We start from the raw sequence: 17,972 nt of genomic DNA, 5'->3' as shown, positions 1-17,972 counted from the left end.
AAACAACCGGGTCAATGAGAGTATAAAGGACTATGTGTGAGCTACTTGGCATGAGTGCCAATGTGCCGACGGATATTTGTTTCAGCTTTACCGGGCTGATGCAGCGGGGCGGTAAAACCGGCCCGCACCGGGACGGGTGGGGGATCACGTTCTACGAAGGGCGGGGTTTCCGCACGTTTAAAGATCCCAATCCCAGCTGCCACTCGCGAATCGCTGAACTGGTTCAGGAATACCCGATCAAAAGCTGCGCCGTGATCAGCCATATTCGTCAGGCCAACCGTGGCGGCGTCAGCCTGGAGAATACCCATCCCTTTACCCGGGAATTGTGGGGCCAGTATTGGACGTTTGCCCATAATGGTCAGCTGACCGGCTATGACGCGCTTGATACCGGGCGTTTCAAAGCAGTGGGCGATACCGACAGTGAAATTGCATTCTGTTGGTTGCTGAATCAACTGGAAGCCCGTTTTCCGGAGCAGCCTGAGCAGATGGAGCCGTTCTACGCATTCGTGGCGACGTGCTGTGATCAGCTACGCCAGCTTGGGGTGTACAATATGTTGCTCAGTAATGGTGAGTATGTCTTTACCTATTGCACCAACAATCTGCACTGGATCACCCGCCGGGCGCCGTTTGGCCGGGCATCGCTGATTGATGAAGATGTGACGATCGATTTTCAGCAGGAAACCACGCCAAATGATGTGGTGACGGTGGTTGCAACCCAGCCGCTGACCAATGATGAACGCTGGCATAAGATGCAGCCCGGCGAGCTCAGTGTGTTTTACCTGGGTGAGCAGATCTTTAACCGGGTGGTGACGCCGACCTAGTGGGTCGCCGGAACCTTGCGGTAATGGCTGAAGCACAGCAATAAAAAACGCGACCTCCGGGTCGCGTTTTTTATGTTCTATTTTCTAAGCGGTCAGGCCAGCCGTTTAGGGCTCGTCCGTAGCATAGCCGGTCGGCGGCAGGATTTGACCGTCAAGCACCGCGTGCTCATCAGCCATGCTCAGTCGTCCTTCGGTAAACCAACGGGTGACGAGCGGGTAGATACGGTGCTCCTGCTCCTGAACCCGGGCCATGACTTCTTCGGCGGTATCCCCGGCGAAAATCGGCACCTTGGCCTGGAGGATCACCGGTCCGCCGTCGAGCTCCTCGGTCACAAAGTGAACGCTGGTGCCATGCTCCGAGTCACCGGCATCAATGGCGCGCTGATGGGTATGAAGCCCGGTATATTTCGGCAGCAGGGACGGGTGAATATTCAGCATCCGGCCCCGGTAGTGACGGACGAATTCATCACTGAGAATCCGCATGAAACCCGCCAGGATCACCAGATCCGGGGCAAAGGCATCCATCTGCTCGGCCATCGCGCGGTCGTAACTGTCACGATCGCCGAATGCCGCTGCCGAGAGGTGCACGGTTTCAATTCCGGCTTGGCGCGCACGCTCCAGACCGTAGGCATCTGCCTTGTTGGAAAGCACCGCCGCGATCCTGGCATTGGGAAGACGACCTTCCGCGCAGGCATCGATCAGGGCTTGAAGGTTGGAGCCGCTACCGGAGATCAGGACAACGATGTTTTTCATCGTTACTTGATCTCCACTTGCGCTTCACCTGCGTCAGCGGCCGCGATTTCACCCAGCAGCCAGGCGTTTTCGCCTTCCGCGTTCAGTATCTCAATCGCTTGCTGCGCTTGGGCTTGCGGCAGAGCAATCACCAGGCCGACACCACAGTTGAAGGTGCGGTACATCTCGTAAGTGTCGACGTTACCGGCTTGTTGAAGCCAGTTGAATACCGCCGGCCATTGCCAGCTGTTGCCGTCAACCACTGCCTTGGTGCCTTGTGGCAGAACGCGTGGGATGTTTTCCCAGAAACCGCCGCCGGTGATATGAGAGATCGCATGCACTTCGCAGCTTTCCATCATTTTCAGGGTCGATTTCACATAAATTTTGGTCGGCTCCAGCAGGTGCTCTGCCAGAGGCTTACCGTTCAGATCCTGGTTTAGGTCGGCTTGTGAGACTTCAAGAATTTTACGGATCAGCGAGAAACCGTTCGAATGCGGACCGCTTGAAGCCACGGCAATCAGGGCATCACCCGCCTGGACTTTGCTACCGTCAATGATCTCGGATTTCTCAACCACACCGACACAAAATCCGGCGACATCATAGTCTTCGCCGTGGTACATGCCCGGCATTTCTGCAGTTTCCCCGCCAATCAGGGCACAGCCCGATTGCACGCAGCCTTCACCAATCCCGGCGACCACGTTGGCCGCGGTGTCGACGTCCAGTTTGCCGGTGGCGTAATAGTCCAGGAAGAACAACGGCTCGGCACCCTGAACAATCAGGTCATTGACACACATGGCCACCAAATCGATACCAATCGTGTCATGTTTGTTCAAATCCATCGCCAGGCGAAGCTTGGTCCCAACCCCGTCGGTACCGGAAACCAGAACTGGCTCTTTGTACTTGGTCGGCAGTGAGCAAAGCGCTCCGAATCCCCCGATGCCGCCCATGACTTCCGGACGGTGGGTACGTTTGACAACCCCTTTAATACGATCAACTAAGGCATTGCCCGCATCAATATCCACACCAGCATCTTTGTAACTAAGAGAAGAGTTGTTGCCGCTCACAAGAGATCCCTCATCGCATTAAAGTAAAAAAGCGGGGCTATGATAACAGCAGTCAAACCAGAAAGGAAAACGTTTGCGTCAATAAATTTGCCTGGGTAAAACCTGAGCAAACGCAATGCATACCCCTACACGGCAAGATGTAGTCTAGTGTATAATAGTGCGATTTTTTGAAAATTTGCTTGCTTAGGAGCCAGACATGAAAGTCGTTGAGGTAAAACACCCACTGGTAAAACATAAGATTGGTCTTATGCGCGAAGGTGACATCAGCACGAAACGTTTCCGTGAATTGGCGACGGAAGTTGGTAGCTTGCTGACTTATGAAGCGACTTCAGACTTCGAGACGGAAAAGGTTACTATCGAAGGCTGGAACGGTCAAGTTGAGATCGACCAGATCAAAGGTAAGAAAGTAACGGTTGTTCCGATCCTGCGTGCAGGTCTGGGGATGATGGACGGCGTGCTGGAGCACATGCCAAGTGCCCGTATCTCGACGGTGGGGATCTACCGTGACGAGGAAACGCTGGAGCCGGTTCCGTATTTCCACAAGCTGGCTTCTAACATTGATGAGCGTATGGCGCTGGTGGTTGACCCAATGCTGGCAACCGGCGGCTCGATGATCGCCACGATTGACCTGCTCAAAGAGCATGGCTGTAAATCCATTAAAGTGCTGGTTCTGGTTGCAGCTCCTGAAGGGGTTGAGGCACTGGAAAAAGCACACCCGGATGTTGAGCTGTACACTGCAGCAATCGATCAGAAGCTGAATGACAAAGGGTACATCGTCCCGGGTCTGGGCGATGCCGGCGATAAGATCTTCGGTACCAAGTAAGCACCAACATCAGTGAAACAAGAACCGGGCTCTGCCCGGTTTTTTTATGTCGGTGATCTGCCGAACCCGTATCCGTTGCGGGACATTTCTTTGGCTTCAACCTCTGAATTTCCGCCGTGCGCCCGGCTATTTTTGAACCAATCAGGTAAATCAGGTAGTCACTGGCTTGATTGGCACGGGCTATTTCAACCGAACTGGGCTTGATGGGCTGACCAGAAAAAAACGCAGAAGCGGGGCTTCTGCGTTTCGGTTATTTTGCGTGTTTTGGGGTTCGGGCTGGGACCTAGCGCGCGGATTCTTCCATTTGCGCGTTGTCGACCACGTGGTTCTCCCCCAAATTGTCCGGCAGGACCAGGTTCAGCACAATGGCGACAATGCCGCACAGGCTGACGCCTTGCAGGCTGAATTCACCGATGCCGAATGCCATGCCGCCGATGCCGAAGACCAGAGTTACGGCGACAATCACCAGATTGCGTGCTTTGTGCAGATCCACTTGGTTCTTGATCAGGGTGTTGAGGCCAACCGTCGCAATCGAGCCGAACAGCAAAATCATGATCCCGCCCATGACCGGCACCGGGATGGTTTGCAGCGAAGCGCCCAGCTTGCCGACAAAGGCCAGCACCAGCGCGGTAACGGCAGCCCAGGTCATAATCACCGGGTTGAAAGCTTTGGTCAGCATCACCGCACCGGTGACTTCTGAATAGGTGGTGTTTGGCGGTGCGCCGAATAAAGAAGCAGCCATGGTTGCGACCCCGTCACCAGCCATGGTCCGGTGCAGGCCCGGCTTTTTCAGGTAGTCTTTCCCGGTGACGTTGGAGATGGCCAGCATATCGCCGACGTGCTCTACCGCCGGCGCAATGGCGACCGGGATCATAAACAGGATGGCGTTGATGTTAAATTCCGGGAACGTGAAGTTCGGTAAAGACAGCCAACTGGCCTGGGCCACTGGCGTGAAGTCGACCACGCCGAAGAACAGGCTGGTGGTGAAACCGGCAACAATCCCGCCCACAATCGGGACCAGCTTCAGGAAGCCTTTGGCGAAGACGCTCAGCACAATGGTGACCAGCAGAGAGATGGTCGAAATCCACAGCGCAGCATCACTATCGATCAGCTGCACGGCACCGTCTCCGGTTTTCCCCAGTGCCATGTTAACCGCAACCGGTGCCAGACCCAGACCAATCACCATGATCACCGGGCCAACCACCACCGGCGGCAGCAGTTTATGAATAATGGCGACACCGCGCACTTTGATCACGGCACTCATTAGCACGTAAACAACCCCGGCAGCCATCAGACCACTCATGGTCCCGGCAACGCCCCAGGTTTGGACGCCATACATAATCGGAGCAATAAACGCAAAAGAGGAAGCTAGAAAGATGGGAACGGAGCGTTTTGTGATGAATTGAAAAAGAAGGGTACCAATACCTGCGCCAAACAGCGCCACACTCGGATCCAGCCCGGTTAATAGCGGTACCAGAACCAATGCACCAAATGCGACAAACAGCATTTGAGCGCCCTGTACAACCTGCATCATTATTGTTTCCACCCTGTCTGAAATAAAATCGCGGAATGCTATCACGGATGTAATCGTTTGCCCATTTGCCGGACAGGATAAAACCACTTGTTCATCAGGGATGCTGAAAAATGTAACTATTATCACCTTTTTGATGTAACGATTACATTTCGTTGCATGCTTCGGTGTGGTTATTCCGGCCGTCTGAGGAGGCTTTGGTTGCGGGAGTTGGAAGAAAGCGCACGCATGACGGGGATTTTCTCACGCTAGCAGTTGCCGATACTGGCTGGTTCATTCTATGATCGGGCATTAAGTCAATGATGATATGAGTCTTCTAATGTTGCGTATTGCTCTACTCCTGTGCGCTTTCCTGGCCTGGCCGCTGAAAGCAGCAACGGTGATCAATCTGTATCAGGCGGAAGTGGTATTGCCGGATACCGATCGGGCGTCTGAAACGAAAGCGCGGGAAGCGGCGCTGGCACAGGTTTTGGTTAAAGTGTCGGGTCAAAGTACCATTACCGAGAATGAAGTGATCCAAAAAGCGATGGCCAACAGCCGCGCGTATGTCAGCCAGTTTGGTTATGGCAGTCAGGATGGTCAGCAAACCCTGGCGCTGGCGTTTGACCGGGGGCAAGTTCGAAATTTGCTGACCCAGGCGAATGCAACCCTGTGGCGGGAAGAGCGGCCGAGCGTGCTGGTGTGGCTGGTGAAAGATGCCAACCGCAACCGGGACATTGTCTGGGATCAGTCTGGCAGTGCGCTGACCGCCCAACTGAAGCGGGCTGCCGATCAGCGCGGGGTGCCGGTGATGGTGCCGATTGGCGACTTTGAAGATGTCACCGCGATTAATATTCCGGATCTGTGGGGCGGTTTTGTGCAGCCGATTGCCGGTGCCAGTGCCCGCTATCAGCCGGACGCCATTCTGGTGATTCGTATGCGCCAGTCTGCGGCTGACAATGTCGATCTCGGCTGGCAGCTGTTTGCCGATACCCCGGAGCAGTTGGCGAATTCGCAAACCATGCCGGCAGAAGGTCGCGCGGCGGGCAGTACGGCAGATGCTCTGAAACAGATGATGGATCAGGTCGCCGACACGCTGGCGGCTAAGTATGCCGTGCCGCTGGGCGGCGCAGCCAGTGATGCCTTCGCCATTGAGGTGGCTAATATCCGCAGCACGGAAGATTTCTTTGCCCTGGAGCGGTTGCTGACCAACCTCACATCGGTCGCTTCGGTCAATGCCAGCCGCTTGCAAGGAAATAGCGTGATCTTTGCCGTGAACCTGTTGAGTACAGAAAACGCGTTTTATCAGGAGCTGGGCCGGGATACCCGCCTGAGCCGGGCATCGGTGGCATTGCCGGGCTCTGAGTCGGGGTCTTCGGAAGTGATGACTCCGGAAGAGAAGCTGCAGGTGTTGTACGCCGGTGTTGAATCGGATACGGCGGCCGATTCGGATGCAGTGGATGTGTCAGCGACCCTGGCTCAGCCTCGGATCGAGCGGAACCAGTTCTACTGGCGCCCTTAGTCCGCTCCCACGTAGCGGTACTGTGAATGATAAAAAACCGGCCCTCTCTGAGAGGGCCGGTTTTTTTATTGTTGCCAGGTTGGTTCCGAGTTGAGGTCGGGTTACTTTTCTTTTTTCTCGTGGGCTTCCCGTTCTTCTTTTTCGACCTGAGACAGTCTTTTCAGCTTAATGCCCAACTCCCGGCCACGCTGACGAGCAAACAGGATGTTGGCGATAAATGCGCTGGTGGTAATGCCCAACTCAATAAAGGCCAGCAGACGCTCTCCATCGTCAATCCACAAAATCGTCAGGGCGTGGAGGAAGTAAAACATCAGAATGAAGTTGGCCCAGGCGTGGGTGTAGGGCTTTCCTTCCAGGATCCCCTTGAGCGGCAACAGCATCGGCAAGACCCACATCCCGGCCACGACCAGATTGTTAAGGTGCGGGTGCGGGGAGATCACACTCTGCCACAGGCCAACCCAAAGGATCAGCGACAGATTGGCGGTCAGCGCGAAGTAACGCAGGTTTTGCGTTGAAGGGCTCATCGGTGTCATGCATTGATCCTTTTATGCCTGATGCAGCTTTTTGGCCGTGTCAGCCAGGCGCTTGCCCAGCGCCTGTGCCAGGGCCGTTTCATCTTGATCCAGTCCGAGGTTCGGGCTGTGGTTGAGGTGCGACGCGCCGTAGGGGGTGCCTCCGGAGCGGGTGGTATGCAGCAGGGGCTCCGAGTAGGGCAGGCCGACAATCAGCATCCCGTGGTGCAGCAAAGGCAGCATCATCGACTGCAGGGTGGTCTCCTGTCCGCCGTGCATGGAAGAAGAAGCCGTAAAAACGCAGGCGGGCTTGCCGATTAAGGTGCCTGAGAGCCAGTGCGCACTGGTACTGTCGATAAAATGCTTGAGCGGCGCGGCCATGTTGCCAAAGCGGACCGGGCTCCCCATCGCCAGACCGGCGCAGGTTTTCAGATCGTCCAGGGTGACACAGGGATCGCCGTCGGTGGGCGATCCTGTGGTCTGGCCCTGGCTGTCGATGTCCGCCACCGTGCGCAGGACGGCTTCGCAGCCGGCTACTTGCTCAATGCCGCGGGCAATGTGCCGGGCCAGCTGGCGGGTGCTGCCGTGGCGGCTGTAGTAAAGCACCAGGAGTTTCAACATTACAGAATATCCAGCACTTGCTCCGGTGGGCGGCCCATCGCGGCTTTGTCGCCGTTGACCACGATCGGGCGCTCAATCAGTTTCGGGTGAGCGGCCATGGCTTCGAACAGTTGCGCTTCGGTGATCCCGGCGTCGCCCAGTCCCAACTCCTTATACAGTTCTTCTTTGGTCCGCATCATGTCACGGGCAGAAGCGTAGCCCAGCTGGCTGAGCAGGGTTTGCAGTTGCGCGACACTCGGGGTTTGCTCCAGGTATTTGACAATCTCCGGGGCGATCCCTTTCTCTTCCAGTAGGGCCAGGGTCTGGCGGCTCTTTGAACAGCGCGGGTTATGGTAAATAGTTACGGCCATGAGATCTCCAATCGATATGGTGCATCCTGCTGTCCCGGTGGGTTAGCGGGATGGAAAATAAATGTTGCAGCCCTATTGTAGTGGAACTGCAACCCGGAATAAAAGTGAAGTGGCTCAGAGATCTGCGACTCTGGCGCGGGCGAGGCGCAGCTGATCGATGCGGGCATCATAGCGGGCCTGATCCAGAGAATTGATTTCCACCAGTTGGCTGGCTTCGATGTAATACTTGATGGCTTTATCCCACTGACCACGCAGGGCCATTAGCTCGGCCCGGGCCGCCAGCTCGGCATCGCGGCGTCCGCTGTGGGCATAAGCCTGGGCCAACAGGTACCAGCCGTTGGTATCGTCGGGATGATCGTGGCTGTAGCGGTTCAGGATCGGGATGCTCTCGCCCGGGCGTCCGGCTTCTTGCAGGGCGTTGGCCAGGTTCAGGCGCAGTACCTGATGTTCCGGATTAGCCTTGAGGGCTTTCTCCAGCCGCGAAATCGCACGGTCGAACTGTTTCTCGTACAGATCAAGATCGGTGGCGGCATCAATATAAAAGCGGTTGTTCGGATCGCCGGCCAGCAGGGGATCCAGCAGCGCATGGGCTTGCTGAAATTGGCGGGCATCAATGTAAACCAGTGCTTTGCCGTAGTTCAGCGCGTCTTTACGGGCGCCGCGGGCTTTTTTCAGCTGGCGATCAAACCAGTCCTGGGCGGCATCGCTGTCGATCCCGGCGTAGCGGGCGACGATTCGGGCCCGGGCCAGCTGGTAGCGGGCTGAGGTTTCGGTTTGTTGAACCGGATACTGATTGGCCCGGCTGCGGGAATCGGAAATCCGGGATTCCGGCAGGGGGTGAGTCAGCAACATGGCCGGCGGTGTGCTGGCATAGCGGTACTGATCGGCCAGTCGGCCGAAAAAGCGTGGCATGGCCTGAGCCTCAAAGCCGGATTTGGCCAGCGTGGCAATCCCGATCCGATCCGCTTCTTTCTCGTTACTGCGGGTATAGTTGATTTGCCCCTGTGCTGAGGCTGCTGTGGTTGCATGGATAGCCGCAATTCCGGCTTCCGGGGAAGCGATGGCCAGCATCATCGAGCCGACCAGGGCTGCCAGGGTCACCGGCGATTTCCGGGCCTGATCTTCCATGCTGCGCGCCAGGTGGCGCTGGGTCACGTGCGCAATTTCGTGAGCCACGACCGAGGCCAGCTCGCTTTCGGTGTTAGCGTGCAGAAATAAACCACTATGGATGGCGACGTGACCGCCGAAAAAGGCGAAGGCATTGATTTCGCGGTTCTGGATCAGGAAAAAGTTAAACGGGGTACGCACATCATTGGCATTGGCAACTAAGCGGTGGCCGAGGTCCTGAATATACTCTGAGAGCAAAGGATCGCTGATCACCGGCATGCTGGCCCGCAGCATGCGCATGTAGGCGTCGCCATAGGCCATTTCTTTCTCGATGGTCAGGGTAGAGGCCGCGGTGGTCCCGATTTCCGGCAAGGCATTGAAATTATCTGCCTGGGCTGCCTGACCCGAGCCCATCAGGGCGGTCAGCAACAGGCAGAGCGGCGCTTTGGTCAATCGAATCATATCTTTAATACAGCCACCAGTCTGAGGTCCTTTTTTGCATTCCGGCAAGGCTGGCGACGGCGCTCAGTTGCCGTGCAAACCTCTCGGGAAAGGTATAACTTACGGAGATATGACAGCAAAACCACTGTCAGGTTTCTTTTTTGTGGTGACAATGTCCATTACAATACTCCGATGGATAATAACTGTCAGCATACCGGAATGGAAATCCCATCGCTCAATTTGACGGCGGAACGTTGCCCCATGGCTTTATTATTGGCGAAGCGGGCGACGAAAGCACTCCGATACGGTCAGCGTATGAAAATACATCTCTCTGACACGGGTGCCAGGCAAGATATCCCCCGATATCTGTTAAACCACGGATTTACTATCGAAGAGCAGGTTGCCGAGGCGCAATCGCTCGTAATTATTGTGACCAGAAGGCAGTAACGAATTTATGCTGGAAATGCTAAACCGCTGGTATCAGCGCCGATTCTCTGATCCTCATGCCGTCAGTCTGGTGGCCATTCTGCTGTTTGGCTTTCTGACGATTTATTTCTTCGGCAATTTGATCGCCCCGTTGCTGGTCGCGATTGTGCTGGCTTACCTGCTTGAATGGCCGGTGATGATGCTGGTCCGGCTGCGGGTGCCCCGCCTGCTGGCGGTGATCCTGGTCTTGCTGCTGTTTGTCGGCCTGATGGTGATGGCGGTGTTCGGGTTGGTGCCGACGATTTGGCATCAGGTCGGCAATCTGATCGCCGATGTGCCGACCATGTTTAACGGCTTGCAGCAATACGTCTCCAGCCTGCCGGAGCGTTATCCGGATTTTGTGCAGCCACACCAGATTGACACCTTCATGAACACCTTACGCGAAAACGTGCTGGGGATGGGGGAGCGCGTGGTGAAAAGCTCATTCTCCTCGCTGGTCAGCCTCGCGACGCTGGCGGTGTACCTGATCCTGGTGCCGTTGCTGGTCTTTTTCCTGCTCAAGGACAAGGATGAAATGCTGGTCACCTTTAAGGGTCTGCTGCCGAAGAACCGACGTCTGGCAAGCAAGGTGGGGGTCGAAATGAACCAGCAAATTTCGAACTATATCCGCGGTAAGGTGACGGAGATCTTTATCGTTGGGATTGTCAGCTACATCACATTTGCGGTGATGGACCTGCGCTACGCCGTGTTGCTTGGGGTGCTGGTGGGCTTCTCGGTATTGATCCCGTATATCGGTGCCGCTGCGGTGACCTTGCCGGTCGCCATGGTCGGCCTGTTCCAGTGGGGGATCAGCCCGGATTTCTGGTGGCTGCTGGTGGCGTACGGCATTATTCAGGCGCTGGACGGCAACGTGCTGGTCCCGATCCTGTTCTCTGAAGCGGTGAACCTGCACCCGGTGGCGATCATCGTGGCTGTTCTGGTTTTCGGCGGCCTGTGGGGATTCTGGGGGGTGTTCTTCGCGATCCCGTTGGCGACTCTGGTGAAGGCGGTCTGGAATGCGCTGCCGTCGACGGAAGTGCAGGAGCCTACGGATCACAGTGCGCCATAAGCGCAGTCAGCCCATCCAAACAACAAAGGCCGCGTAATGCGGCCTTTTTGACCGGTCGATAGGGGATGCGAGCGGTACTGAATGAACTCGGGAAATTGACCTCAGTTCAGACCGGGCAACAATCAATCGTTTCGGTTCAGGTAGTTCAGCACCACCTCGTGGTGGTCTTTGGTTTTGAACTTGTTGAAGACGTGTTCAATCGTGCCGTTTTCGTCAATCAGGAAGCTGATGCGGTGCAGGCCGTCGTACACTTTCCCCATGAATTTTTTCTCGCCCCACACACCGAACTGCTCGGCCACGGCATGGTCTTCGTCTGACAGCAGCGTGAAGTTCAGGTTGTCGCGCTCGATAAATTTCGGCAGGCGTTTTACCGGGTCGATACTGATCCCCAACACTTCGACATTCAGCGCATCCAGCTCAGCTTTGCTGTCGCGCAGGGCACAGGCCTGCGTGGTACAGCCCGGTGTCATCGCTTTGGGATAAAAATATGCCAGGACTTTTTTCCCCCGGAAATCAGACAGCGCGACAGGCTGGTTGTCTTGGTTCAGCAACGTGAAGTCTGGCGCAGGCGTACCGGCGGTCAAGGTCTTCATAGCAGTTTTCCTTATTGATTATGGCCGATAAAAGTCACCGTGCCGGTGACCAGCAGGTCCTGGCAAAGTGCTTCATATTCTTCTTGTAAGGTCATCAGGTTACAGCCATCAGGCAGGTTGGTGCTGATCTGTAGCTGAAAGCGGCTCGGGCCGCCGGCCTGCTCGGCCTCGTGGGTATGGGCACTGAGCGAGGCAATGTCCACCGCTCGGGTGGCAAAGAAATGGGTGAACTGTTCAATCAGCCCCGGGCTGTCATCGGCCTCGATATGGAAATCTGCAGTGTAAGGGAAGAAGCGGTACTCATGCTTGGTTGTTCGCTTCATTACCGTGAGCAGGTCATGTTCCTGGGCCTTGAGGGGCAGGGTCGACTCCACCCGGGAAATGGCGTTGCTGTTGCCGCTCAACAGCATAATGAGGGTAAACTCACTGCCGAAAATGGCAATCCGGCTATCGACGATATTACAGCCGCAATGGGTAATAAGCCGGGTGATTTCGTCTGAGATGCCCGGGCGATCCGTACCAACGGCCGTGATGACTAGGTAATGTTCCATATTTATACACATCGTATTCTTGATTATCTTCAGCATGGTAGCACAGTCATTGCAACTCAGGCCAATGGGGGACCCGCGTTTCTCGGATCCTGTGTCAGCGGAGACACAGTCGGGGAAATCTTCTGCTAAATGTAGAAAATCCAGCAGATTACCGAGTGCCGAAACCGCGGCTTTACTTCACTGATTTACATACTTCTGTCTTGTGTTTGCGGTCACTGAAAAGTACCATGAAAGCTTACAGATATAGGGGAGATGGACATGTTTTCAGGAAGCATGGTAGCGCTAGTGACGCCGCTGGATGAAGCCGGTGAAGTGGATTACGCCAGCCTGGCATCATTAGTGGAATACCACATTGCAGCAGGGACTGATGCAATTGTGGCAGTTGGCACGACAGGTGAATCAGCCACCTTAACGGTTGATGAGCACGTGAAGGTCGTCAGGAAAACCGTTGAGTATGCCAACGGCCGAATTCCGGTGATTGCCGGTACGGGTGCCAATGCGACGCATGAAGCCATCACCTTCAGTAAATTGTTCTCAGGAACTGGTGTCGCCGGTTGCCTGAGTGTCACACCTTATTACAACAAGCCGACTCAGGAAGGCTTGTACCAGCATTACAAAGCCATTTCCGAGTCGACGGATCTGCCGCAGATTCTCTATAACGTGCCGGGCCGTACCGCCGTGGACATGCTGCCGGAAACCGTTGCCCGTCTGGCGAAGCTGAAAAATATCGTCGGGATCAAAGATGCGACCGGTGATTTGACACGCGTTCAGAAAACCCGGGAACTTTGTGGCGAAGACTTTATCCAACTGAGCGGTGATGATGCGACCGGGTTGGATTTCGTCGCTGCCGGCGGTCACGGCGTGATTTCCGTGACGGCAAACATTGCGGCGGCGGATATGGCCACCATGTTCAAGCTGGCTCTTAACGGACAGATGGAAGCCGCGCAGGAGATCAATGCGCGATTGATGCCGTTGCACAAGCATCTGTTTATCGAATCCAATCCAATCCCGGTGAAATGGGCAGCACACCAATTGGGACTGATTGAGCACGGCACCTTGCGTCTGCCGCTGACAGAGCTGAGTGAGTCGGCGCAATCTGTCGTGGCTGAAGCGCTGAAAGATGCCAATGTGCAGCTGTAATTTGCGAGCGTAGGTAGGAGCGCAGAAACTGAATGAAGAATCAATACAGGCTGGCAATCACGGCCGTGATGGTTGCGACGCTGGCTGGATGCTCGGGTGGTGCGGAGCAGCGCCGTCAGGCGAACCAGGATTTTAACTATCTGAACACCAAGCCATTGCAATCCTGGAATGTTCCGGCGGAGGCCCAGCGGTCTCAGGTTGACGATTACCTGATCCCGGTGCAGACCTTCCCCGGCGCGCTGGGGCGTGAGGTCGATATTCGTCCGCCTCAACAAGTGCTGACATTGATCCCCGGCACGCGCGTCGTCAATGACAGCCAGGGGGTCACCCTGGTGCTTGCCAGGCAAGCCGATCAGGCCAAGCTGTGGCGGATGACGCAAAACGTGCTGACCGAGCGCAATGTTCCGCTGCTGAGCCAGTCGGAAAGCCGGATTGAAACGGACTGGGTGAGCTGGGAGCAGAGCGACGAAGATGTCGTGGTGAGCAGCCGTTACCGGATTGAAAAATCAGAGGTGAACAACCAGCCGACCTACCGGATTATTCTGACCGACTGGCGTGAAGGCACGACGGAGGTTCCGGTTTCTGCAAGCAACAAAGAGCGCTACAGCATTCTGATGACCAACCTGATGATGGCACGCTATGATCTTCAGGAGCGTGAGTTGGCCCGTCAGCGGGCACAGGAGCTGGTGAAGCAGATCCCAATTTCGATGGGTAAAGATCGCAGCGGCTTGCCGGTGATTATTGCCCGGGCGCCGTACAACGTGTTCTGGGAGCGTCTGCCGGGCCTGTTGACGCAGCTTGGATTTACGGTCGAAGGCCGAAACCGTTCGCAGGGGATTGTTGAAGTGGAATTTCGCGCGCCGGATGACGAGTTCTGGAGCGAGTTGGGCACCATGCCAATCCAGCTCAACAACCGGGCGTACCGCCTGCAACTGGGTGACCTGGGCAACCGGACCTCGATTAACGTGACCAATACTGATGGCAAACCGGTGACCGAAGCGGCTCTGGAGAGCCTGGCCCCTGTCTTTGCTGCTGTGGTTGAGCGTGATAACAACAGTTAACCCGGGTCCAGCGATGGCTTCAGATTGACTGGAGCTTTGGGCAGCCTGCAACAGAGAATAAAAAACCGCTTCGGTCTCCCGAAGCGGTTTTTTTATTGCCTTGAGCGCGAGTACTGTCTTAAGCGCGAGGCTAAAGGTTGGGCGAACCGGATCGTCCGCCGCAACGGAGCGGTGAGGGTCTTATTTGACCTCTTCCCCTTTGGCCTGCAGATCTGCATGGTAAGAAGAGCGCACGAACGGACCACAGGCGGCATGGGTAAAGCCCAGCGCCAGTGCAATCTCTTTCAGCTCTTCAAACTCTGAAGGCGGAACATAACGCTCGACCGGCAGGTGGTGGCGGCTTGGAGCCAGGTACTGACCCAAGGTCAGCATGGTCACGCCGTGGGCACGCAGATCCTTGAGCACTTCAATGATCTCTTCTTTGGTCTCGCCCAGGCCCATCATCAGACCGGATTTGGTCGGTACTTCTGGGTGCATTTCTTTGAATTTCTTCAGTAGATCCAGCGACCACTGGTAGTTGGCACCCGGGCGGGCCTTACGGTACAGGCGCGGCGCGGTCTCCAGGTTGTGGTTGAAGACATCCGGCGGGCTGTCGCGCAGGATTTCCAGGGCACGATCCATCCGGCCGCGGAAATCCGGGACCAGGGTCTCGATCTTGATGTCCGGGTTCTTGGCACGGATCTCGCGGGTACAATCCGCAAAGTGCTGGGCACCGCCGTCACGCAGATCGTCACGGTCGACCGAGGTCACGACGACGTAGCGCAGTTTCATGTCAGCAATGGTCTGGGCCAGTTGGGTCGGCTCTTCGGCATTCGGTGGCAGCGGACGGCCATGGGCAACATCGCAGAACGGACAGCGGCGGGTACAGATGGCACCCAGGATCATAAAGGTGGCGGTACCGTGGCTGAAACACTCGGCCAGATTCGGGCAGGAGGCTTCTTCACACACCGAGTGAAGGTTATTCTTGCGCATGGCGGACTTGATGTCACGGATGCGTTGACTGTCTGCCGGCAGCTTGATCTTCATCCATTCCGGCTTACGCAGAACCTCTTTCGGCGCTTCTTCCGCAACATTGCGGACCGGGATCAGCGCCATTTTATCGGCATCGCGGTATTTGACACCTTGTTCGATTTTGATTGGTTTGCTCATGAATTGCTTTCCGTTATCCACTCAACGCTCTGATATTCGAGCAGTTTGACAAGCTCTTCTATTAGTACAGGCTGAACGTCTGCCAGTTCAGATGGGCCATTTAAGGATGCTGTCTGGGTCATTTCCATCCCCTGATACCCGCATGGGTTGATCCGTAAAAAAGGCGCCAGGTCCATGTTGATATTGAGTGCCAGACCATGAAAAGAGCAACCACGCCGGATGCGCAGCCCGAGGGAGCATATCTTCTTGCCGTCGACATACACACCTGGGGCATCCGGGCGGGCGTTTGACTCGATCCCGAAATGGGACAGAGTATTAATGACCGTGTTTTCAATATGTGTGACCAGCTCGCGCACACCGATTTTCTTGCGGCGCAGGTCAATCAGAAAGTAAGCGACTTGCTGACCGGGACCGTGATAGGTCACCTGGCCGCCGCGATCACTTTGCACCACAGGAATGTCGCCGGTGTTGAGCAGGTGCTCAGCCTTTCCCGCCTGACCCTGAGTGAAGACCGGATGGTGTTCAACCAGCCAGACTTCGTCTGTGGTGTCGGTCCCACGATGATCGGTAAAATCGTGCATGGCTTGCCAAGTCTGTTCGTACGCTCGGCGGCCAAGGTTCCGAATGATGATGTTCTGTTGCAATGTTACACCCATATTGTCGCCAGGCTCTGCCTGGTTCAATGCACCCAGCCGGGGTGCATTCTGAGACTTGGCAGGCGATGAATCAGCTGCCACAAAGTCGGGGCTTTCGGGATGAATTAAAGCACGACACGAACGATATCGATTTCACCCAGCTCTTGATACAGCGTTTCAACCTGCTCAATCGAGGTGGCCGTGATGGACACGGAGACGGCGCTGTAAGTACCTTTGCCGCTTGGTTTCACGTCCGGGGTGTAGTCACCCGGTGCATGACGCTGGATCACTTCCACAACAAGATCCGGCAGCTCAGGCTTATTGTAACCCATGACCTTGTACGTGAACTTGCACGGAAACTCTAGCAGGTCTTTTAATTTTGGCTGTTCTTGCGGTTGCATTCTGAACTCCAGGAATTGTATTCGGTATGACTGTGGTTTAGCCGAGCATATTAATGGCTCAACCGGGAGAACACAAGCATCGGCCGGGTCGCAGAATGGCAAAAGAGGCAACCGCAGTTGCCTCTTTGTTTGTGTTTTCAAGCGACTGGATTAGCTCAGCCATCCTTTGAACAGCAGCATAATATAGTCGATCAAACGACTGAACAGGCCACCTTCGTTGACATCGTTCAGGGCCAGCAGCGGGTACTCGGCAATATCTTCTTCACCGACACGGTAGTACAGCTTGCCGACCACATCGCCCTTGGCGATCGGCGCTCTGAGCTCTTTCTCCAGCACGAAGCTGGCTTTGAGATCTTTGGTCTGGCCGCGTGGCAGGGTGACAAAGGTATCTTCGCTCACACCCAGCGAGACTTCATCGCTGTCGCCCATCCAGACTTTCTCGGTCACGAACGTGGCGTTAGCCTTGTGCGGAGACACGGTTTCAAAGAAGCGGAAACCGTAGTTCAGCAGCTTCTTGCTTTCGGCTTTGCGTGCATTTGGGCTGTTGGTGCCCATCACCACGGCAATCAGGCGCATCTGACCTTCGGTCGCGGTGCTGACCAGGCTGTAGCCGGCATTGTTGGTGTGACCGGTTTTCAGGCCGTCGACATTCAGGCTTTTATCCCACAGCAGGCTGTTGCGGTTGTACTGGGTGATGCCGTTGTAGGTGAACGATTTTTCTTTGTAGATGGCAAACTCGTCTGGAACGTCGCGGATCAGGCCCTGTGCCAGCAGCGCCATGTCATACGGCGTGGTGAACAGATCCGGGTTATCCAGGCCGTGCACGTTGGCAAAATGGGTTGAATCCATCCCCAGGGTCCGTGCCCAGGCATTCATCAGATCGACAAACGAGTCTTCCGAGCCCGCGACGTGTTCAGCCATGGCGACGCAGGCGTCGTTTCCGGACTGGATTACAATCCCGCGGTTAAGGTCAGACACCTTCACCTCGCTGCCCACCTCGATGAACATTTTCGAAGAGCCCGGGAAGTTCTTGGCCCAGGCATTCTTGCTGATCACCACTGTGTCATCCATCGAGATGTTACCGCGGTTGATCTCCTGGCCAATGACATAGCTGGTCATCATTTTGGTCAGGCTGGCTGGGGGAATCTTGTCGTGTTCCTTGTTGCCGGCCAGAATTTTGCCGGAATGGTAGTCCATCAGGACATAGCCTTTCGCAGCAATTTGAGGCGCTTCAGGCACAACTGCCGGCGCCGCAGCTACAGAAGCTGAAGCGAGCAGCGTCGCAGAGACAGCCACAGAACGAATGAGTGCAGCAGATTTTTTCATGATAGTTGTAACTTAGTTTGTCGAGTGCAAAAAACTGCACACACTATATCAGATTGAACCTTGAGCACCAGTTTTGCGG

General features: G+C 55.6%; 20 protein-coding genes. 7 read left to right on the top strand and 13 right to left on the bottom strand.

The window, feature by feature from the left end:
• Nucleotides 1–32 precede the first annotated feature (32 nt).
• On the top strand, nt 33–821 hold the full coding sequence (locus tag VV869_RS02670) for a class II glutamine amidotransferase (protein WP_337733433.1): 789 nt from the start codon (nt 33–35) through the stop codon (nt 819–821).
• A gap of 105 nt (nt 822–926) precedes the next feature.
• On the opposite strand, the gene purN is transcribed toward VV869_RS02670, so the two are convergent.
• Entirely contained in the window at nt 927–1,574 is a 648-nt protein-coding gene (purN, locus tag VV869_RS02665) for a phosphoribosylglycinamide formyltransferase (RefSeq protein ID WP_337733432.1), read from the bottom strand.
• Between the two features lie 2 nt (nt 1,575–1,576).
• Nucleotides 1,577–2,617 carry a phosphoribosylformylglycinamidine cyclo-ligase gene (gene purM, locus VV869_RS02660; RefSeq protein WP_337733431.1) on the bottom strand — a complete coding sequence of 347 codons (1,041 nt, stop codon included), beginning with the start codon at nt 2,615–2,617 and terminating at the stop codon, nt 1,577–1,579.
• 196 nt (nt 2,618–2,813) lie between these two features.
• Here purM and upp point away from each other — a divergent pair, with 196 nt between their 5' ends.
• A complete protein-coding gene (upp, locus tag VV869_RS02655; RefSeq protein WP_261601909.1) occupies nt 2,814–3,440 on the top strand; it encodes a uracil phosphoribosyltransferase in 627 nt (208 codons plus the stop codon).
• A 283-nt stretch (nt 3,441–3,723) separates the two neighbouring features.
• On the opposite strand, the gene VV869_RS02650 is transcribed toward upp, so the two are convergent.
• On the bottom strand, nt 3,724–4,974 hold the full coding sequence (locus VV869_RS02650) for a uracil-xanthine permease family protein (protein ID WP_337733430.1): 1,251 nt from the start codon (nt 4,972–4,974) through the stop codon (nt 3,724–3,726).
• A gap of 316 nt (nt 4,975–5,290) precedes the next feature.
• Between VV869_RS02650 and VV869_RS02645 the strand changes: the two genes are divergently transcribed.
• Nucleotides 5,291–6,472: a DUF2066 domain-containing protein gene (locus tag VV869_RS02645; RefSeq protein ID WP_337733429.1), complete on the top strand. Its 1,182-nt coding sequence runs from the start codon at nt 5,291–5,293 to the stop codon at nt 6,470–6,472.
• Nucleotides 6,473–6,573: 101 nt separating this feature from the next.
• Here the strand turns inward: VV869_RS02645 and VV869_RS02640 are convergent, their stop codons facing one another.
• The 4 genes from VV869_RS02640 to VV869_RS02625 all read right to left on the bottom strand — a co-directional run bounded on the left by VV869_RS02640 (nt 6,574) and on the right by VV869_RS02625 (nt 9,524).
• Nucleotides 6,574–7,005 (bottom strand): DUF2069 domain-containing protein, encoded by a 432-nt coding sequence (locus tag VV869_RS02640; protein WP_337733428.1) that lies wholly within the window; start codon nt 7,003–7,005, stop codon nt 6,574–6,576.
• A 12-nt stretch (nt 7,006–7,017) separates the two neighbouring features.
• A complete protein-coding gene (wrbA, locus tag VV869_RS02635; protein WP_337733427.1) occupies nt 7,018–7,605 on the bottom strand; it encodes an NAD(P)H:quinone oxidoreductase in 588 nt (195 codons plus the stop codon).
• On the bottom strand, nt 7,605–7,955 hold the full coding sequence (arsC, locus tag VV869_RS02630; protein WP_337733426.1) for an arsenate reductase (glutaredoxin): 351 nt from the start codon (nt 7,953–7,955) through the stop codon (nt 7,605–7,607). The genes wrbA and arsC overlap by 1 nt, the downstream gene beginning before the upstream one ends.
• A 114-nt stretch (nt 7,956–8,069) precedes the next feature.
• The gene (locus VV869_RS02625; protein ID WP_337733425.1) at nt 8,070–9,524 is read right to left on the bottom strand and encodes a M48 family metallopeptidase; all 1,455 of its coding nucleotides are present in this window, start codon (nt 9,522–9,524) and stop codon (nt 8,070–8,072) included.
• 171 nt (nt 9,525–9,695) lie between these two features.
• Between VV869_RS02625 and VV869_RS02620 the strand changes: the two genes are divergently transcribed.
• Together VV869_RS02620 and VV869_RS02615 are read left to right on the top strand one after the other, a co-directional pair.
• Entirely contained in the window at nt 9,696–9,950 is a 255-nt protein-coding gene (locus tag VV869_RS02620; protein ID WP_337733424.1) for a sulfurtransferase TusA family protein, read from the top strand.
• A gap of 7 nt (nt 9,951–9,957) precedes the next feature.
• Nucleotides 9,958–11,037: an AI-2E family transporter gene (locus VV869_RS02615; protein ID WP_337733423.1), complete on the top strand. Its 1,080-nt coding sequence runs from the start codon at nt 9,958–9,960 to the stop codon at nt 11,035–11,037.
• A gap of 122 nt (nt 11,038–11,159) precedes the next feature.
• Here the strand turns inward: VV869_RS02615 and bcp are convergent, their stop codons facing one another.
• Nucleotides 11,160–11,630, bottom strand: coding sequence for a thioredoxin-dependent thiol peroxidase (bcp, locus tag VV869_RS02610; protein WP_337733422.1), 471 nt, complete (start codon nt 11,628–11,630; stop codon nt 11,160–11,162).
• An 11-nt stretch (nt 11,631–11,641) separates the two neighbouring features.
• Complete coding sequence (locus tag VV869_RS02605) at nt 11,642–12,181, bottom strand: ACT domain-containing protein (protein ID WP_337733421.1); 540 nt, start codon at nt 12,179–12,181, stop codon at nt 11,642–11,644.
• Nucleotides 12,182–12,439: 258 nt separating this feature from the next.
• Between VV869_RS02605 and dapA the strand changes: the two genes are divergently transcribed.
• Nucleotides 12,440–13,321 carry a 4-hydroxy-tetrahydrodipicolinate synthase gene (gene dapA, locus VV869_RS02600; RefSeq protein WP_337733420.1) on the top strand — a complete coding sequence of 294 codons (882 nt, stop codon included), beginning with the start codon at nt 12,440–12,442 and terminating at the stop codon, nt 13,319–13,321.
• A 32-nt stretch (nt 13,322–13,353) separates the two neighbouring features.
• Complete coding sequence (bamC, locus tag VV869_RS02595; RefSeq protein ID WP_337733419.1) at nt 13,354–14,382, top strand: outer membrane protein assembly factor BamC; 1,029 nt, start codon at nt 13,354–13,356, stop codon at nt 14,380–14,382.
• A 180-nt stretch (nt 14,383–14,562) separates the two neighbouring features.
• Here the strand turns inward: bamC and lipA are convergent, their stop codons facing one another.
• The 4 genes from lipA to VV869_RS02575 all read right to left on the bottom strand — a co-directional run bounded on the left by lipA (nt 14,563) and on the right by VV869_RS02575 (nt 17,893).
• Complete coding sequence (lipA, locus tag VV869_RS02590) at nt 14,563–15,531, bottom strand: lipoyl synthase (RefSeq protein ID WP_337733418.1); 969 nt, start codon at nt 15,529–15,531, stop codon at nt 14,563–14,565.
• On the bottom strand, nt 15,528–16,175 hold the full coding sequence (gene lipB / locus VV869_RS02585; RefSeq protein WP_337733469.1) for a lipoyl(octanoyl) transferase LipB: 648 nt from the start codon (nt 16,173–16,175) through the stop codon (nt 15,528–15,530). Before lipB ends, lipA begins: the two co-directional genes overlap by 4 nt.
• A gap of 116 nt (nt 16,176–16,291) precedes the next feature.
• The gene (gene ybeD, locus VV869_RS02580) at nt 16,292–16,567 is read right to left on the bottom strand and encodes a DUF493 family protein YbeD (RefSeq protein ID WP_337733417.1); all 276 of its coding nucleotides are present in this window, start codon (nt 16,565–16,567) and stop codon (nt 16,292–16,294) included.
• 150 nt (nt 16,568–16,717) lie between these two features.
• Entirely contained in the window at nt 16,718–17,893 is a 1,176-nt protein-coding gene (locus VV869_RS02575; protein ID WP_337733416.1) for a serine hydrolase, read from the bottom strand.
• Nucleotides 17,894–17,972 lie beyond the last annotated feature (79 nt).

It is taken from the genome of Photobacterium sp. MCCC 1A19761, assembly GCF_037389125.1.
Taxonomy (GTDB): Bacteria; Pseudomonadota; Gammaproteobacteria; order Enterobacterales; family Vibrionaceae; genus Photobacterium.
The sequence above is the reverse complement of the archived record's forward strand: the minus strand, read 5'-3'. Positions and strand labels throughout refer to the sequence as shown.

Excerpts from the sequence above, each read along its gene's own strand:
- VV869_RS02670 (WP_337733433.1), top strand. The coding sequence starts at position 33 with ATGTGTGAGCTACTTGGCATGAGTGCCAATGTGCCGACGGATATTTGT.
- purN (WP_337733432.1), bottom strand. The coding sequence starts at position 1,574 with ATGAAAAACATCGTTGTCCTGATCTCCGGTAGCGGCTCCAACCTTCAA.
- upp (WP_261601909.1), top strand. The coding sequence starts at position 2,814 with ATGAAAGTCGTTGAGGTAAAACACCCACTGGTAAAACATAAGATTGGT.
- VV869_RS02650 (WP_337733430.1), bottom strand. The coding sequence starts at position 4,974 with ATGATGCAGGTTGTACAGGGCGCTCAAATGCTGTTTGTCGCATTTGGT.
- VV869_RS02645 (WP_337733429.1), top strand. The coding sequence starts at position 5,291 with ATGTTGCGTATTGCTCTACTCCTGTGCGCTTTCCTGGCCTGGCCGCTG.
- VV869_RS02640 (WP_337733428.1), bottom strand. The coding sequence starts at position 7,005 with ATGACACCGATGAGCCCTTCAACGCAAAACCTGCGTTACTTCGCGCTG.
- wrbA (WP_337733427.1), bottom strand. The coding sequence starts at position 7,605 with ATGTTGAAACTCCTGGTGCTTTACTACAGCCGCCACGGCAGCACCCGC.
- arsC (WP_337733426.1), bottom strand. The coding sequence starts at position 7,955 with ATGGCCGTAACTATTTACCATAACCCGCGCTGTTCAAAGAGCCGCCAG.
- VV869_RS02625 (WP_337733425.1), bottom strand. The coding sequence starts at position 9,524 with ATGATTCGATTGACCAAAGCGCCGCTCTGCCTGTTGCTGACCGCCCTG.
- VV869_RS02620 (WP_337733424.1), top strand. The coding sequence starts at position 9,696 with ATGGATAATAACTGTCAGCATACCGGAATGGAAATCCCATCGCTCAAT.
- VV869_RS02615 (WP_337733423.1), top strand. The coding sequence starts at position 9,958 with ATGCTGGAAATGCTAAACCGCTGGTATCAGCGCCGATTCTCTGATCCT.
- bcp (WP_337733422.1), bottom strand. The coding sequence starts at position 11,630 with ATGAAGACCTTGACCGCCGGTACGCCTGCGCCAGACTTCACGTTGCTG.
- VV869_RS02605 (WP_337733421.1), bottom strand. The coding sequence starts at position 12,181 with ATGGAACATTACCTAGTCATCACGGCCGTTGGTACGGATCGCCCGGGC.
- dapA (WP_337733420.1), top strand. The coding sequence starts at position 12,440 with ATGTTTTCAGGAAGCATGGTAGCGCTAGTGACGCCGCTGGATGAAGCC.
- bamC (WP_337733419.1), top strand. The coding sequence starts at position 13,354 with ATGAAGAATCAATACAGGCTGGCAATCACGGCCGTGATGGTTGCGACG.
- lipA (WP_337733418.1), bottom strand. The coding sequence starts at position 15,531 with ATGAGCAAACCAATCAAAATCGAACAAGGTGTCAAATACCGCGATGCC.
- ybeD (WP_337733417.1), bottom strand. The coding sequence starts at position 16,567 with ATGCAACCGCAAGAACAGCCAAAATTAAAAGACCTGCTAGAGTTTCCG.
- VV869_RS02575 (WP_337733416.1), bottom strand. The coding sequence starts at position 17,893 with ATGAAAAAATCTGCTGCACTCATTCGTTCTGTGGCTGTCTCTGCGACG.